The following is a 16,418-nucleotide window of genomic DNA, read 5'->3' as shown; positions in this document are numbered from 1 at the left end:
GGGATGCAGGACACCTTGCACGTTTAGAGGCCCTACCATTGGTAGCGCACGCCGAGATCGCCCTCGACGCCACTACGGCGGACATTGCTGTCTCCACTCACAGCGAACTGGTAGCCGAACTGTCCGTAAAGGTTCAGCCGCTCCTTGATCCTGGCGGTGACGCCGCCGGCGAGCTCCAGTCGCGTGGCCTGCACATTCAGCGGCACCCGGTCATTGGCGAAGGTCGTGGTGGCCTGGGCATTGAAATCCCGCCACAGGTTGGCACGCACATACGGCTGCCACACCGCTCCCTGGCTGCCTTCGATGGTCCACTTCCCGCGCACGCCGAGGCGGCCACTCGCGCCCGAAGTGGAGCCGAGGGAGACTTCACCCAGACCATCGTTCGCGTCGGAGAACGACACGTGCTGCCAGATGATCTGCGCCTGCGGCTCCAGCTCGAAACCCGGGCCGAGCGGCAGCGGGATCGGATAGCCCCCCTCGAGTGATGTCGCGAAGCCCGTACCCCGGACCGGCAGATTCGCAAACTGAGTGGTCGCGGCGCCGTCGTAGTGCGTACCCTGCACAACCGCATCGACATACCAGCCACTGGGGCCGTAGTGCGTCCAGTAGCCTCCGCCTGTATATGCATTCAGATGCATTGAGCCGGTGTGCTCCAGCGTGTATCCGGTTGCCGTTGCGTTGGTGACCAGGCCGTCGACATCTGCACTGCCGTAGCCGTATGCAAAGTAGACGCCCGCAGCGTCGCGATGACCGGGCCAGACGCTTCCACGCCATATGTCGAGACCGGTCTGCACGCCTCCGACTCCGCCGCTCACGCGCGGATCGGCGTAAGCCCCGTAGCGGTTGTCGATCTGGCCGCCGAACACGCGTCCCCAGGCGGAGCTTGCCCAGCCCGAGCCGCCCGCGCCGCCGCTCGCCGTCGTGAGCCTGTCGCCGATGCGCTCATGGAGCGTCCCGAGCATCTCGACACCCATCTGCCGGGCGACCGGTTGAACTACGCCATAGGTGGCCAGTTCCGGCCCGATGATCGGGTAGACGCCTGGCGGCAGCGGATCCGGTGGGGGCTCGGTGCCAGGTCCAGTTCCCGGTTCCTCTTCGCCTCCCTCCGGTGGGGGCGGCACGACGAACGACGAGCGCAGAAACCAGTCCTCGGGATTGCTGCTGTTGAGGCCACCGCGAAACAAACGATAGTCTTCGGCGCCACCGCGCGCCTCGCCGACGAGCATAAAGGCGTCCGACGCCGTGGTGCCACCGTTGGTTGTCTCGACGACGAGAATGCCGTTCCCTGTCGTCAACCCACCGGAGCCGCCTGCGTTCGTGATGCGTACGGCTGAAGGGTCGGCGCTGCCGCCGTTGATGATGAGTCTGTCCGACGGCGAGCCATCCAGACCGAGGAACGTCCGCAGCGCGAGCGTGCCGCCGGCACCCACGAAATTTTTGACAGTCATCGCACCGAATTGCCCTGCCGGGAGCCCGAAGCCCGGCTCAACCGTTCCGGCATTAGTGACGGTGTTCAAGTCCGTTCCTGTACCGCCCAGGGTTCCGTTCGCCTCCACATGGACCGGCGACTGCAACGAGCCGGTCAGATTGAGCACGCCATTGCGAACGTTGGTCGGACCGGTAAAGGTGTTCTGGCCGGATAACGTGAGCACGCCGTTGCCGGCCTTGGCCAGTGCCCCGCTTCCGGAGAGCACGCCGGACCATGTCGCGCCCATGCCGTTGGTGTCGATGGTCGACGTCGTGCCTCCGACCAGCGTTGCGTTGACGCCTGCGCTCAGCGCCGAACCCACCACCTGTATCGTTCCTCCACCGAGATTGAATGCATAGGTGCCACCCAGATTGTTGAAGTCGCCGAACAGCGAACTCCCGCCAATCTGCAGTGTGCCGCCCGACAGGTTATACGTGCCGTTGCCGGCCGCCGCGAGGAACAGTCTCGACGCGCTGCCGATTGCAAGGGTACCGCCGGTCTGGTTGATCGTACCGGTGCCCTGGCTACCCGTGGACGTGACGTTCGAGCCGATGAACAGCGTCCCACTGGCCACATTGAAGGTGCCGCCGCTCAGGTTGAGCGTGCCGCTGCTCGGACTGCCTTGCGTATTGCGGCCGAGCGTCATGAAGTCGGTGGTGCTGTTGCCGAATGTGACCGTTCCGCCCGCCAGGTTGTAGGTGCCCGTACCGCCCTGGTTGCCGATGTTCAGCGACACCGGCGTGCCCGGCATACCGAAGACGACGTGGCCCGCGGTCTGCGTAACCGTGCCCGTGCCGCCGAAGTCGCCGACCTGGAGCGCGGAGTTGAACGTGAGCGTGCCGCCGCTCACGTTCAACGTGCCAGACGACGTCGATCCGGGGACCTGCGTCGCCAGGGTATTGCCGAGGCCCAGCGAAAGATAGTCGATCGCGGTGCTGCCGCTGGAGACCGCTAGTCCACCGCCCACCACAAAAGCCGAGCCGCCCTGAATCCGCGCACCGTTGATCATGAACGTCCCTGCGCCAGTCTTGACGAAGATGCCGTGCAGCGCGTCGCTCGCCGTGCCGGCATTGATGACCGTGCCGGAGAAACTGGTGCTCGTGTTATCGCTGCCAACCACCAGTATGTTCGTGCCGTCGATCACGGTGCCGCTGCCCGACAGGTTCGGCAGCGGCACGACGCCCGTCGCGACCCCCGGAATCGGAGTGGTTGTGACGCCCGAAATATCGAAGGTGCCGTTGTTTAACATCCCGCCGGTCAAATTGAGGCTGCCGCTTCCCGTCAGCGCCAGCGTGCCAGCAGAGATGGTCGTCATGCCGGTATAGGTATTCGCATTGGTCAGCGTGAGCACGCCGTTGCCGGCCTTGGCCAGTGCCCCGCTTCCGGAGAGCACGCCGGACCATGTCGCGCCCATGCCGTTGGTGTCGATGGTCGACGTCGTGCCTCCGACCAGCGTTGCGTTGACGCCTGCGCTCAGCGCCGAACCCACCACCTGTATCGTTCCTCCACCGAGATTGAATGCATAGGTGCCACCCAGATTGTTGAAGTCGCCGAACAGCGAACTCCCGCCAATCTGCAGTGTGCCGCCCGACAGGTTATACGTGCCGTTGCCGGCCGCCGCGAGGAACAGTCTCGACGCGCTGCCGATTGCAAGGGTACCGCCGGTCTGGTTGATCGTACCGGTGCCCTGGCTACCCGAGGACGCGACGTTCGAGCCGATGAACAGCGTCCCATTAGCCACGTTGAAGGTGCCGCCGCTCAGATTGAGCGTGCCGCTGCTCGGGCTGCCTTGCGTATTGCGGCCGAGCGTCATGAAGTCGGTGGTGCTGTTGCCGAATGTGACCGTTCCGCCCGCCAGGTTGTAGGTGCCCGTACCGCCCTGGTTGCCGATGTTCAGCGACACCGGCGTGCCCGGCATACCGAAGACGACGTTGCCCGCAGTCTGCGTAACCGTGCCCGTGCCGCCGAAGTCGCCGACCTGGAGCGCGGAGTTGAACGTGAGCGTGCCGCCGCTCACGTTCAACGTGCCAGACGACGTCGATCCGGGAAGAGTTGGGGCATTGCCCAAGCCCAGCGAAAGATAGTCGATGGCGGCGTCGCTGCTCGTCACCGCCAGTCCACCGCCAATCACGAATGCGGAGCCCCCCCGGATCCTTGCGCCGTCGAGCGTAAGTGTTCCGCCTCCCGTTTTGACAAACTGGCCTTGCTGCGACGTTGGATCGCTCGCAACGCCAGCATTGTTGATCGTGCCGGAGAAGCTGGTGCTCGTGTTATCGGTGCCAACGAACAGGACGTTGTTGGCGGGAGTGTCGATCGTTTCGCTCCCGGAGAGATTGGGCCGTTCGGTCACCGTCTGCGCCAATGCCGGCACGGGTGACAGGCCCATGAGCCAGATGGCATGGAGGATGCAAAAAGAGTTGAGTCGCTGGTGCCGCGTCGTCAGCGGAATCGTCAATCGACCGCGCGCGCTGCCGGCCAACGTGCTTAACGATGCGCGGTGCATCGATCTTGCCGCCACGACGACCCTCCGTTACCTGCCGGTGGACGTTTGCCAGGTCAAGCGAGCTTGACTTCGGAAGACCGACCCATCGACGTTGATTTTGGACAGCATCTCCCCGAACAGTCGTTGCCTTACTGGTTATGCGCACGCGATTGAGCTGTTGCCAAGTTCTGCTAAGGGTAGGTAGGCAGATTGATTTGTCAAGAATTAACCCGGAAGGCTTCGCTACGAAAAAGCGGACGCATGACGCACGTTATCAAACCGGAGTTGGTCCAATGCAGCTATCCGTGTGCGTATTTCAAGTACCTGCAGCACGGATTGCACGCGCGGCCTGCTAGCGTCCCGGGCTCACTCGCCTGGTGACAAGGAAGCCTCAACCGCGGACCGCCACAGTAACCACAATGAGAGCCGAGAAGATCAGCGCCGGGGCGAGATGCCGGAACGGCTCCCGATTCCGTAGCAACGTGAAGACCGCACCGATCATGATCGCACCGGCCAGCGTTAGGCCTAAGACTCTGGTTTGTTGTCCCAGAAGAAGTGCCGCACTCAACAACTCGAGAGCGCCACAGAGCCACTGAAACCATGCCGGATAACCCCAGCGTGCGAAGTCGCGCTTCACCGCGCCGGGTCTTACGAGATTGACCACCCCAGCAACCGCGAACAGAACCGCTACGATCGTCGCGAGGATCGATTCTAAAGACGCACTGTTCCACGCCATCGTCATGCTCCGTTGATTTGCTGAAAGTGTTTTTGTGCAGAGAGGTCCGCAATCAGACCGGGGCGGTGGGGCTCCCACGCAAGAACTCGCCGGGCATGCTGGCCGCTTACTGTCTGGTCGAGCGCCAGTGCGTCAGCGAACAGTCCAAGCGATTTGCGAGCATCGTCGAGCGGCCAGAGTTCGACGCGATCGGCGCCGACCGAGGCCCGAATCGCTTCACCCATTTCGGCAACGGCAACGGCATCTTCCGCGACCACGTTGAAGATCTGTCCCGTGACCCGATCGTCCCCGCTTGCCGCCTGTTCCACCGCGCTCAGGTAAGCCGTGGCGAGATCGTCGACGTGAACGGCAGGCCAGTGATCGCGACCATCGCCGACGATCCTCACACTGCCGGTCTGACGGACCATCCCGGCAAGCATGCCGAAGACGCCGCCGCCGTAGCCGTGCACCATCGCCGGCCTGAGAATCACTGCGGCAATCGAGCGGCTCGCCGCTAGCGCCCGCACATGTCGCTCCACTGCGGGCCGCCAGGCGACAAGTGGTGTCGGGTTCAGCGCCGAAGCTTCAGTCGCGGGCTCCCCCTCCGTATTGCCGTAGACCCAGGTGCCCGACGTATAGATAAACGCCGCGCCCGGCTGCAAATGCGAAAGCATCGCTACAGCCGCAGCCTCGTCAACGGCACCGGCGGAAGCATCACCGGTCGACGCCATGTGCACCACGCCATCAGCGACACCGGCAGTCGCAGCGAAAGACTGTGGCTCACGCAGGTCGCCGGAATGCAGTTTCACGCCGAGACGTGCCAGCGCGCTGGCGGCCGCCGACCTGTCCTGGCGCACCAGCGCCGTCACCTGATGGCCGCGGCTGATTGCCTTGCGCGCGACCGCTTGCCCGATGTAGCCAGTACCACCTGTAATGAACAGTTCCATAGCGTTCTCCTCGATGATTGCCTGCGAAGTTGATAAGTCACATGAACGAGACTTGCCGGTCTCGTTGTGGCGAATCTAAACGAGACTGACCAGTCTTGTCAACTAGTCGGCGATCTGTTATTTATCTCGGATGAACACGCACTCTCTGCCCGACCTGAGCCCGCTGCAACGCCGTAAGCGGTCCGCCATCCTCGAAGGCGCGAAAACCGTCTTTTTAAGCCAAGGTTTCGGCCTGGCAACAATGGACGATGTCGCCGCGGCCGCTGGCGTCGGCAAACAGACGGTCTACCGCCACTTCAAGTCGAAGGAGGCGCTCTTCGTTGGACTGGTGAGCTCGATGTGCGCTCAGGTGGGTGGACTTCTTGCCAGCGCTCGGGACGAGCAATCCGATGGATCGCCCGAAGTCGAGTTGCGCGAATTGGGGTGGGTGTTGGCACGAAACCTTATCGCGCTGGACAATCTGCGGCTTTACCGGGCCATCGTTGCTGAGGCGGAGCGTCTTCCGGAACTCGGCCAGGTGTTTTACGAAAATGGCGCAAAGGTCGTGCGTGCCTTCGCTGCAAAAATTCTGCGAAGGCGATTTGACGAATCGACTGCTGTATTGCGGGCAGCGACATTCGTTCAGTTGGTGCTAGGCGACGCGTATCTGGAACTGTCAATTGGCTACGCGGTGCCCGATGTTGAAGCGCGCTTTGCGCTGCAGATTGACGAGGCGGTGGCGGCTGCACTTCGCTAAAATGGGCCAATCCTGGCAGTTTTCCGCGTAGCGACACTGCAAATCAGTTCATTTTGACGCCGCGACCAAGCTAAGCGCGTATGCTGGGAATACCACCTTGTCACGCAACGCATCAGGAGCAACACCATGGCCAAGAGTCAATTACGCAGCACTCGCGAAGCGAAAAAGCCCAAGCAACCCACGAAGCCGTCAGTGCCGGCAAATCCGTTCAGCACGGTTCATTCGCGGGTTGCGAACGAAGGTGTCGCCAAGAAGAAGAAGTAAATCGGTTGGCCGCGGACATGCGGCAGAGCGATCACATGCAATTTGTAATGTTCACCGCAGGAAATTGATATCTCCACATTGAAGGCGCAAACCGCTTCGGGAGGCGCATCATGATCCACCACAACTCGGACCCCACTTTTCGTGGGCTTCCGCTCACGGCCGAGCAAGACTCGGAAATTCGTCACTACCTGAACCGGAAGGCCAAGCTGGGCAAGCCATGGAATACGCCCGAACTGCGCGGGATGCTCGAGGACATGCTGCTGCCGCCAAGTACCGAAGACGACAGCGGGAGCGATATCCCGGGCGACGCGTCGACCGCCGCTGAGCGCGCAGCCGCGTTCGTCGATCAGGACATGGAACCAATCGAGGCGTACGAGGAATTGCATGCCGCGATGGAAGCCGAAAGCATGAAAGGCGATCCGCACTAGCGGGAGCGCTCAGCGCAGGTAGTGAGCGTGCAACCCGGTCCATCCAAGGCGTAGAACGAAGGACGACACATGGCACTCAGTTTTTCCAACCCCAGCCGCAGCTATGATGGGATCAGGCATGGCGTGTGGTTCTGGGGATACGACAAGGCACGCGAGATTACCTTCTTTGTGGAAGACCGCGTACTGAAGCATTTCGACTCCGCCCTCGGTACTGACGAAGCCGAGGTGCTGGCCTCCTTTGACCGGAATCGCAATGAGATCCTGAAGGTCGCCATGACCCTCTATGCCGAGGGGCCGCAGACTCTCTACACGCTGCACTGAAGAAGCCTGGGCAGGCCGCGAGCGACACACCCGCCGCATCGGGCGCGCAGGCATCCGCCGAGGCTCGCGCTCGAGGCGAGGATGCAGAAGAAAGCGCACGCTCGCTTCGACTTGCTTCGAGAAACTTATGCGATGAAGCCTCGAAAGATCCATCGATCCCTTGGCCACGTCCGGAGCGGCAATCGGACCCCGAGCCGTCGTTCGGGGTGTCACGAATAAAGGGCTGCTACGCATTGCCAACGGACTTTCAGATCGGGCAAGCATCGCTTCGTTCGCACCCGACGCCGCGGGATACGGTTCTCGACAGATTCTCAGCCTCGGCGGTCATCAGCCGTCCGTCGAAACGGTGGTAGCCTCCCAGGCATCGATTTCCGCGTTCAATGCCGACAACTTGTCTCGAACGAGCCCGAGTGCGTCGCTACCGAGCAAAAGACGCGTGGGCGGATGATCCGCTGCAATGGTGGCCAGCATTGCGCGCGCCGCTTTCCTGGGATCTCCCAATTGCTTGCCGCTTTTTTCCTCGCGGGCCTGGCGGATGGGATTGAAAATATCGTCGTAATCCGAAATCGAGCGGGGGGTCCGCGTCATCGAGCGACCTGCCCAGTCAGTGCGAAATGAGCCCGGCGCCACGGCCGTCACGGCAATACCGAAGGGCTTGACCTCTTTGCCAAGCGCCTCGGAGATGCCCTCCAACGCGAACTTGCTCCCGCAGTAATAAGCGATTCCCGGCATCGTGATGTAGCCGCCCATCGATGTGATATTCAGAATGTGGCCGCGGCGGCGCTCGCGCATGAACGGCAGGACGGCCTTCATCATGGCGACCGCACCAAATACATTCACATCGAACTGTCGGCGCATATCCGAGAGCGGCGATTCCTCCATGATGCCCTCGTGGCCGTAGCCGGCATTGTTGACCAGCACATCGATTGGTCCGACGCCAGCCTCGATTTCCGCCACGACGCCGTCGATCGCGTCGAAGTCGGTCACGTCGAGCACACGTCCCCAAGCGGCATTCGCGGATAAGGACTCGAATTCACGCTTCGCCTGGGCACTTCTCACCGTGCCGACCACCTTGTGACCCACCGCCAGTGCTTCCTGTGCGAGCGCGCGGCCAAAGCCGCTGCTGACGCCGGTCATGAGCAGAGTTTTGCTGGTTGCCATTGAAGCTTCTCCCGAATGTCGATTGGAGAGTGCATACTAATCTGACGCGCGAGGCAAATTAAGCCGAATTCCGCTAATTTTCTTGCATAAAACTATGAACACGATACGCGCTTCGACCCAGCATCCAGCTTTATCCTCTCGAAGCCGGAAACGCATGATTGTCCTGCTACGCGCGTTGGCGCCCGACGAGGGCTACAACCTGACGGCACTGCCGAGCGTCCGCATCTTGCGGTCGAACCGGGCGTTATCGCGCACGCCCGTTCTGTACGACCCCGGTATCGTGATCGTCTGCCAGGGCCGCAAGCGAGGTTATTTCGGCGACCAGCTCTACCTATACGACGAGCATCACTACCTCGCCGTGTCCGTGCCCGTGCCGTTCAGCATGGAGACCGACGCAACCGAGGAGCGCCCACTGCTCGCGCTGTATCTGCACCTCGATTTCGCATTGGCCGCCGAACTCGCGGAGCGGATCGACCGCGAAGGCGTGGGGGAGTGCGCACCAGCACCTCAAAGCATGATGTCGACGCCGATGGATGACGCAATGCAAGCGTCCGTGCTGCGCTTCCTCGAGGCGATGCATCGGCCACTCGAATCTGCTGTGTTGGGCGCCGGCCTGCTGCGTGAACTGTATTTCCGGGTGCTCACCGGAGCCCAGGGAGGCGCGTTGCGCGAGGCTCTGGCGATGCGAGGACAGTTCGGCCAGATAGGCCGCTCACTACGCCTGATTCATGCAAGCTATGCGCAGCCCCTCGACGTGAGGCAACTGGCCGACCAAGCGGGTATGAGCATTCCGAGTTTCCACAGCCACTTCAAGGCAATTACGCAGGTGTCGCCGATGCAATATGTGAAGTCGACGCGCCTTCATCAGGCTCGCCTGTTAATGGTGCGCAATGAGCTAACCGCGGAGGCGGCGGGACATGCTGTGGGTTATGCGAGCCCGTCCCAGTTCAGCAGGGAATTCAGGCGTCTGTTTGGCTTGACGCCGGCCGCAGAGGCAAAGCGTATGCGCGAGAGCTTCGCGATGCCGGCAGTATTCGCTGATACGGCTTATGTCTCGTCGCACTGAATTTGCCGCGGTTCGCTTCGATCGTAGATCAGTGATCGGACATCCACGAATGTCGGCTAGACGGTGAGAAGCATGCGCCCGCAACGTCGTCATGGAGGACGGTTACTTTTGACGAGGGAGGCTTTCAGCGCAGGTTGAAACCCATCGCGAGTAACGGTCTTCGCTGGCTGCGGGTTGCGAGACCGCCGGCCCCGCGTCGTAATCAGGGCAGCGCTGGATCACAACCGGCACCGATGAGCGCGAACGTTCGATGTCACACTGATTGTCCGAAAGTTAGGGGGGATACTGGGACGGCGGCCGTTTTCAAGCGACGATGCAAATCACCCAGCCAACGGATTAACTGACTGCATGAAGGGCTCAATCAACAACACACCGCTGGTCGCTCGGCTGCGCGACGTAGAAACCAAATGGAAACAATCCCATGCCCAAGATCTTTTTCGAGCGGCCTGGTAAAGGCCCCGTGTTGACCACTTCTCTTGACGACGAATACACGATCGCGGTCACGCGCCCAGATGGCTGTGCGTGTGTGGATGACGAAGCACGAACTCGTCGGGCCATGTGCCTGCGTGAGGGTTCGCGAAAACGTCAAGGCTAAAGTTCTTGCGCAGCAACGACTCGAAGCCCGCGGGCAGATGCGATTGGTGGAATGACTATCGCGACACAACCCGTGCCCGCTCCCGCTGCTCAGAAACTCTATAACTAAAAAATTTAGAGAAATTGCAGAATGGACCTTTTCGATACCGCAATCCAAACTTTCCTGACGCACATTGCTTTGAGTTGCGCCATGTTGAACCACGCGATAAGAATCATCGCGGACCTATACACATTCAAAGGTTTGGTGCTCATGCCCGTATTGTGGTGGATATGGTTCAAACCCAGCCAGCGTGGCGAATGGGAGCGTGAAATGGTCGTCGCGACGATCGCGAGCGGCCTTCTTGCGCTCGCAATATTCAGGCTCATTGCCCATTATTTGCCATTCCGTATGCGGCCTCTCTTTAATCCTGAGCTGCACTTGAATTTTCCATCGGGTGGTCTGGAAGCGGCCGTGCTGCCAGCCTGGAGCTCCTTTCCGAGTGACCACGCAATGCTGTGGATTTCGGTCGCAACTGGGATCTTTCTGGTTTGGCGCGGCGTCGGCATGCTCGCACTTTTATACACCGCGATCTTCATTTGTCTGCCGCGCGTTTATCTCGGCTGGCATTATCCGACCGACATACTTGCGGGGGCGGCGATTGGAGCGACCATCACCGGGATAATGACTCGGGACGCCGTTAGAACGCGCTTTTCAGTGCCGATTTTGGGGTGGATGCACAAATTTCCCGGGCCCTTTTATACCGTGTTGTTTGTCTTGTGTTTTGAACTGGTAACCCAGTTCAACGAGTTACTGGTTCTGGGGCGGTCGGTATTACAAGGCCATTGATCACGCGGGGAAAACGCGCGCGCCAGGCTGAGATCGACCACGCGTATCTGATCGATACCGCCAGTCCCTTGTCATTTGATGGAGCGCAGCGAGTGCTTGATGGTCGGCAATCGCACAGGCTCCTCATGGCATGCCGGTTTCGCCGGTCCAGGGACTGCAAGCCGAGCAGGTTGGCATACTCCATCAAATGGCCGCGATTCGCGTGCCCGACAGCACGCATGATGCAATTCGGCGTGCGTTTAAGGCACGCGGCCAGGATAAAGCGTAGCGAGATAAACTAATCCAATGTGTTGTCTTCAATAGCCGTTTTGCCTTTATTGCTGAAGAATTGTCCGGAAGCGCACAGATTCCCCCGATACGCCTCGTATGCTTTAGCGCTATAAGCGAAGCCAAAATGACAACCAGATGGCTTCTCGAGGCCGCTCGCATTCAGCAATCAGATGCGGAGTGTGGCACTCAGCGTCGGAGGACACCGCAACGCAGAGCAATGGATTTCCCTCTCATCTGCGAACAGCCGGCTTGGTTCCAGCGACATAGTCGGGTCGATGACGAGCGGAATAGCAATGCGTTCCACAGTGTTGCAACGTGTAGTCAGATCCCGGCGGGTTCGGCGGGTACTTGTGCCTGGGTGACCGTAGCTGTAGTGAGTAACGTCACGGGGGGACAAGGGAGTACTCCGCCGATAGTCGCAATCGGGTGCCTGCACATCCTGAACGAGATGGGCAGCGGCTCCAACGCAGTCATCACCGTTCAGATGGGCAACGATCCCAACTACTGCAAAAACAACCAGACGGACGGCATCGGGCCCAACTATGGGACGATCATGATGCCCCGGTTGGTTCAGTAGCGTTGCGATCGAGACGTCGTGGCAATCAGGGCCGACACGTTGGGGCGAACCCGGCCTTCTGGCGCGTTATGACCGGCCAGTCACACCAACTTTTTTCTACCGTCGTGATCTGTGTTGCCAGTCGCTGCTATTCGGTCACGCTACGCCCGACGAAATTGAACCGCTTGGTCGCTTGCGCTCATTTGCGCCCGGTTGCCAGCCTTGATTGCTCTCATTGGCCGGCTGGCGGCTTTGTGGTTGGGGTCGCCAGCGAGTTGTTAACCCCGTAAGCGGGGGGGCTGGACGTCGAGCTACTGTTCGCGTTATTCGGCTGGCCCGAGGTCGGCGACCCGGCGCCGCTGTCCGTGTTGGTGGCACCAGGCGCGCCGTAGCCACTCGTTGCAGCGGCCGGCGACTGTGTGGTCGGAGTCGCCAGCGTGTTGTTGCTTTGTGCATAGACGCTGCCCGACAGCGTGAGTGCGGCGACGGCCGCGATCGATTTGCTGGTTGCCTTGTTCATGACACGCTTCTCCTTGGTTGGACTGCGATTTCGACGCAAACGATGCTTTCATACTGTTTCCGTCGCGGTCGCGTAATGCCAAGTTTAGGAAAGCAGTGGCTGATAGTTACGCGCATTATTCACAATGGTGAATATCGATTTTCGGCGCTAACCGGGTAACCTGACGGCCGCCATCATTTCCCTTCCCGCATCGATGGCGTAAACGTGATTCCGACCAGCAATCCTTCCGGCCCGATGAAGCGACTGACCGTCTGGCCCCACGGCTCATTCCGGTTCCTGACCAGCATCCGATACCCTTGCGATTCAAGTTCCGCCGTTGCCGCCTCGACGTCGTCGACATCGAACTCGATCCAGGCTTGCGGGATGGGTACGTCGGGAGGCCACGAATCCGTGCCGAAGCACGACTGAGAAGCGTGGGAGAGGGGCCACAAGGCGAAAGAGTTTGCGCCGTTCAGACTCTCCGTATGGAGATAGCCGCCGTTCTCTTCCTTGAAGGGGATACCGAAGGCCCGACCGTAGAGATCGCGGCTTGCCGGGGCTTCAATCACAATCGGGCCAAAACCTGCGATGAATAAGGCCGTGGCTTTTGAGATCTTTTCCATGGCTTCTCCTTTGCCGCGAAAGAGCGGCGCGATGAAGAACGAACGTGTTCGCCCACGCCCATCGAATTGATCTGGCGGCGAGTTTTCCGGTACCGCGGGGCATGGCATGGTTGAGTGTAGGCTTGTTTCGGGTGGCCGGCGATGCATCGCGCGGCGCCGTGGCGCGTGCGTCAACGCGAAACGGCGTTGGCACGCTTTACCGTCGCTTTGCAAGAATTGCAGAAATGCGCGCGGGTGCGATGCCCGGCCATCAAGCCTTGGCGTTGATGCCGTGTTGCGCGTTGTCCTCGCCGTCTCGTTCAAGCGTGCTGCGATATGCGCGCGACTGCATCTCGGCAAGCCGGCTCAGCGTACGCGACAGATCGTGCGCCCCTTCGAGGCCGCTCAACGCGGTCTCGATCGGCTGATCGGAGGCGATGAAGAGCGCATGCTTGCGGTCGTAAAAGATGTCGATCAGCCAGACGAGGCGCTGCAGCGTATGCGACTGCCTCAGCGCTTCCGTATGCAGACGATCGACGATCAAGCCTTGCCATCGCTCGGCGAGATCGAGGTAGTCGAGGTGCGAGCGGCTTGCGACACACAGCTGCTCGAAGTCCGCCCACAGCAGCACGCGGCCGACGGCCCGCGCTTCGAGCGGCCGGCCCGCCGCGCTCAGCCTGACCGGCTCGATCGCAGCGTCGCGTTCATGGCTCGTGAAGATATCGCGCAACGCGGCCTCGCTCGACGCATCGAGCGGCGCGAAAAAGCGCGGCACCTCGGCCGCTTCGCCGCCGAAGCGGTAATCGCGCACGCCGTCGAAATGGATCACCGTGAAGCCACGTTTGATCTGCGCGATGGTCGGCAGAAAGCGCTCGTGAAACTCGGGGTCGGGCAACAGATCGTCCGGTGCGTAGTTCGACGTCAGCACGATACGCGTGCCCAGTTTGATCGCGGTGTCGAGAAAGCGGCCCATCAGGAACGCGTCGGCGATATCGTGCACATGGAATTCGTCGAAGCACAGCAGCTCGACACCGTCGAGCCATTGTCGCGACACGTCGCCGAGCCGGTCGTCGCCACGCGGCGCGTGCACGAGCCGGCGGTTCATCTCGCGCAGGAACTCGTGGAAATGCAGGCGCCGTTTGCGGCATGGTGCAAGCTCGAACAGCGTATCGACGACGAGGCTCTTACCGCGGCCCGGCAGTCCGTGACAGTAGACGCCTTGCGGCCCGAACGCGGCGGTGGACCATGCCTGCCGCGCGCGCTGCTGCCCGCCGACCAACGCGACGAGCGCGCCGATGGCCTCGCGCTGCCGCGCATCGGCAGAGATGCCGCGCGCGGTCAATGCGCGCGCGATGCGGGTTTCGTCAAGCATGGGCAAGAGCGTCCACGCCTGATGACGCGAATGATGCGACTTGCGCGAATGACGCAGTGTGGGCCGCCGCGAAAACGGCGAGGACGTGTGTGAGCATGAGATAACGGCCGACGTGATGGCCTGCGGCGAAGCAGACCCAATGAGCGCATGCACGGAGCGCGCGCCATTTTACCAGCCACGTTCTGCGTCGAACGTTGGCGCGCACACGCGTCGTCGACCCGCTACCGCGTCATTTGTCGTGATGCCCCGGCAGCACGGCACCGAGCACCTGCTTCGCCGTTTCGACCACCACGTTGCCCTGATCGGGGTCGCCCTTCATCAACGTCTCGGCGAACGCTTTGGCCTGCGCGAGCGTGACATGCGGCGGCAGCGGCGGCACGTTCGGATCGGACTTCACCTCGATCACGACCGGACGATTCGACGCGAGCGCGTCGTCCCAGGCGGTGGCCATCTGATCGGGATTGTCGACATAGATGCCCTTCAGACCGATCATCTCCGCGAAGCGGTGATAGGGCACGGACGGAATGTCCTGCGAGGCCTCGAACTTCGGATCGCCTTCCATCACGCGCTGCTCCCATGTGACCTGATTCAGGTCGCCATTGTTGAGCACCATGCAGATCCAGCGCGGATCGCTCCAGCCTTGCCAGTACTTCGCGACCGTGATCAGCTCGGCCATGTTGTTCATCTGCATCGCGCCGTCACCGACGAGCGCGATCACGGGCCGCTCGGGGTACGCGAACTTCGCGGCGATCGCATAGGGCACGGCCGCGCCCATCGACGCGAGCCCGCCCGACAGCGAGCACATCATGCCGCGCTGCACTTGCAGATCGCGTGCGTACCAGTTCGCGACCGAGCCCGAATCGCTGGTGACGATCGCGTTCGGGGGAATGCGCTTCGACAGCTCCCATACCGAGAGCTGCGGATTCAGGCCATCTTTCGCGGGTTCGTGCGCGCGCTTTTCCAGCGTCTTCCACCAGTCGGACACCCAGCCTTCGATGCGCTCGCGCCACAGCCGATCCTTCTTTTCCTCGAGTAGCGGCAGCAGCGCGCGCAGCGTCTCGGCGCTATCGCCGACGAGGTTCACTTCCATCGGATAACGCAGGCTCAGCATGTCGGCCTTGATGTCGATCTGCACGCCGCGCGCGTCGCCTTCCTTCGGCAGAAATTCCGAGTAGGGGAAGCCCGAGCCGATCATCAGCAGCGTATCGCAATGGGTCATCATGTCGTAGCTCGGCTTCGTGCCGAGCAAGCCGATCGAACCGGTCACCCACGGCAGATCGTCGGGCAGCGCGGCCTTGCCGAGCAGCGCCTTGGCGACGCCGGCGCCGAGCTTCTCGGCGATCGCGATCACTTCGTCGGTCGCGTGCAGCGCGCCCGCGCCGACCAGGATAGCGACCTTGCGGCCCGCGTTCAGCACGTCGGCGGCCTGGCGCAACTGCTCGTCGCTCGGCACGACGCGCGGGCGCGCGTAACCGATGCCCGAATGCAGCGTGCCATGCTTGCGCCCCGGCGGCTCGTAGGGGATGTCCTGCAGATCGTTCGGCAGTATCAGCGCCGTGACCGCGCGCTCGGCGAGCGCGATGCGCACCGCGCGATCGACCAGATGGCGGACCTGCGCGGGCATCGTCGCAAAGCCGACGAACGAGCCGGCCACGTCCTTGAACATCGCGGGCAGATCGAGCTCCTGCTGATAGTGTCCGCCGATCGCCGCGCGTGCCTGCTGACCGGTAATCGCCAGCACCGGCATGTGATCCATGCGCGCGTCGTACAGCCCCGTCAGCAGATGCGATGCGCCCGGCCCTGAGGTGGCGATGCACACGCCCAACTCGCCAGTGAACTTCGCATGCGCGGAGGCCATGAAAGCGGCCATTTCTTCGTGTCGAACCTGGACGAATTCGATCGGGCCCGGCTGATCCGTGCTTTTGTGGCGTTTTTTCGCTTCGCTCTGCGCGCGGTTCAACGCGCCGAACACACCGTTGATGCCATCGCCTGGATAGCCGTAGATACGCCGCACGCCCCATGCATGCAGCCGCCCGATGATGAAATCGCCGACGGTTTCAGCCATGATCCTCGCTCCCTCGATAGCCAGTCGATGCCGCCGAGCAAAATCG

At 61.6% G+C, this 16,418-nt stretch carries 15 protein-coding genes; 7 read left to right on the top strand and 8 right to left on the bottom strand.

Annotated features, from left to right (window positions below; genetic code table 11):
* Nucleotides 1-32: 32 nt before the first annotated feature.
* Nucleotides 33-3,854 (bottom strand): autotransporter outer membrane beta-barrel domain-containing protein, encoded by a 3,822-nt coding sequence (locus OKW45_RS06840; protein ID WP_429466758.1) that lies wholly within the window; start codon nt 3,852-3,854, stop codon nt 33-35.
* Between OKW45_RS06840 and OKW45_RS06835 the strand changes: the two genes are divergently transcribed.
* Complete coding sequence (locus OKW45_RS06835) at nt 3,853-4,038, top strand: hypothetical protein (RefSeq protein WP_162634108.1); 186 nt, start codon at nt 3,853-3,855, stop codon at nt 4,036-4,038. The two genes, OKW45_RS06840 and OKW45_RS06835, sit on opposite strands and share 2 nt — an antisense overlap.
* Nucleotides 4,039-4,341: 303 nt before the next feature.
* On the opposite strand, the gene OKW45_RS06830 is transcribed toward OKW45_RS06835, so the two are convergent.
* A complete protein-coding gene (locus OKW45_RS06830; RefSeq protein ID WP_429466756.1) occupies nt 4,342-4,686 on the bottom strand; it encodes a DoxX family protein in 345 nt (114 codons plus the stop codon).
* A 2-nt stretch (nt 4,687-4,688) separates the two neighbouring features.
* The gene (locus OKW45_RS06825) at nt 4,689-5,612 is read right to left on the bottom strand and encodes an NAD-dependent epimerase/dehydratase family protein (RefSeq protein ID WP_429466754.1); all 924 of its coding nucleotides are present in this window, start codon (nt 5,610-5,612) and stop codon (nt 4,689-4,691) included.
* A 130-nt stretch (nt 5,613-5,742) separates the two neighbouring features.
* Here OKW45_RS06825 and OKW45_RS06820 point away from each other — a divergent pair, with 130 nt between their 5' ends.
* The 4 genes from OKW45_RS06820 to OKW45_RS06805 all read left to right on the top strand — a co-directional run bounded on the left by OKW45_RS06820 (nt 5,743) and on the right by OKW45_RS06805 (nt 7,361).
* Entirely contained in the window at nt 5,743-6,348 is a 606-nt protein-coding gene (locus OKW45_RS06820) for a TetR/AcrR family transcriptional regulator (RefSeq protein WP_429466752.1), read from the top strand.
* Between the two features lie 126 nt (nt 6,349-6,474).
* A complete protein-coding gene (locus OKW45_RS06815; protein WP_018425168.1) occupies nt 6,475-6,612 on the top strand; it encodes a hypothetical protein in 138 nt (45 codons plus the stop codon).
* A 110-nt stretch (nt 6,613-6,722) separates the two neighbouring features.
* A complete protein-coding gene (locus tag OKW45_RS06810; RefSeq protein WP_018425167.1) occupies nt 6,723-7,040 on the top strand; it encodes a hypothetical protein in 318 nt (105 codons plus the stop codon).
* A gap of 69 nt (nt 7,041-7,109) precedes the next feature.
* Nucleotides 7,110-7,361 carry a DUF1488 family protein gene (locus OKW45_RS06805; RefSeq protein WP_018425166.1) on the top strand — a complete coding sequence of 84 codons (252 nt, stop codon included), beginning with the start codon at nt 7,110-7,112 and terminating at the stop codon, nt 7,359-7,361.
* Nucleotides 7,362-7,688: 327 nt separating this feature from the next.
* Here OKW45_RS06805 and OKW45_RS06800 read toward each other — a convergent pair whose 3' ends face one another.
* A complete protein-coding gene (locus tag OKW45_RS06800; protein WP_429466750.1) occupies nt 7,689-8,522 on the bottom strand; it encodes an oxidoreductase in 834 nt (277 codons plus the stop codon).
* 154 nt (nt 8,523-8,676) lie between these two features.
* On the opposite strand from OKW45_RS06800, the gene OKW45_RS06795 reads away from it, so the two are divergent.
* Both OKW45_RS06795 and OKW45_RS06790 read left to right on the top strand, forming a co-directional pair.
* Nucleotides 8,677-9,588: an AraC family transcriptional regulator gene (locus OKW45_RS06795; RefSeq protein ID WP_429466748.1), complete on the top strand. Its 912-nt coding sequence runs from the start codon at nt 8,677-8,679 to the stop codon at nt 9,586-9,588.
* Between the two features lie 724 nt (nt 9,589-10,312).
* Complete coding sequence (locus OKW45_RS06790) at nt 10,313-11,008, top strand: phosphatase PAP2 family protein (RefSeq protein WP_429466746.1); 696 nt, start codon at nt 10,313-10,315, stop codon at nt 11,006-11,008.
* A gap of 1,058 nt (nt 11,009-12,066) precedes the next feature.
* Here OKW45_RS06790 and OKW45_RS06785 read toward each other — a convergent pair.
* The 4 genes from OKW45_RS06785 to OKW45_RS06770 form a co-directional block, all read right to left on the bottom strand.
* Complete coding sequence (locus OKW45_RS06785) at nt 12,067-12,354, bottom strand: hypothetical protein (protein ID WP_018425160.1); 288 nt, start codon at nt 12,352-12,354, stop codon at nt 12,067-12,069.
* Nucleotides 12,355-12,527: 173 nt separating this feature from the next.
* Nucleotides 12,528-12,956, bottom strand: a complete 429-nt coding sequence (locus OKW45_RS06780) for a VOC family protein (RefSeq protein WP_018425159.1) — start codon at nt 12,954-12,956, stop codon at nt 12,528-12,530.
* A gap of 250 nt (nt 12,957-13,206) precedes the next feature.
* Nucleotides 13,207-14,307, bottom strand: a complete 1,101-nt coding sequence (gene zapE / locus OKW45_RS06775; protein ID WP_429466744.1) for a cell division protein ZapE — start codon at nt 14,305-14,307, stop codon at nt 13,207-13,209.
* Between the two features lie 229 nt (nt 14,308-14,536).
* A complete protein-coding gene (locus tag OKW45_RS06770; protein WP_429466742.1) occupies nt 14,537-16,372 on the bottom strand; it encodes a thiamine pyrophosphate-requiring protein in 1,836 nt (611 codons plus the stop codon).
* Between the last annotated feature and the right edge of the window lie 46 nt (nt 16,373-16,418).

The organism is Paraburkholderia lebeckiae, from assembly GCF_050436225.1.
Taxonomy (GTDB): Bacteria; Pseudomonadota; Gammaproteobacteria; order Burkholderiales; family Burkholderiaceae; genus Paraburkholderia; species Paraburkholderia tuberum.
Note: the sequence above shows the minus strand (reverse complement) of the source record. Positions and strands in the feature narration are given on the sequence as shown.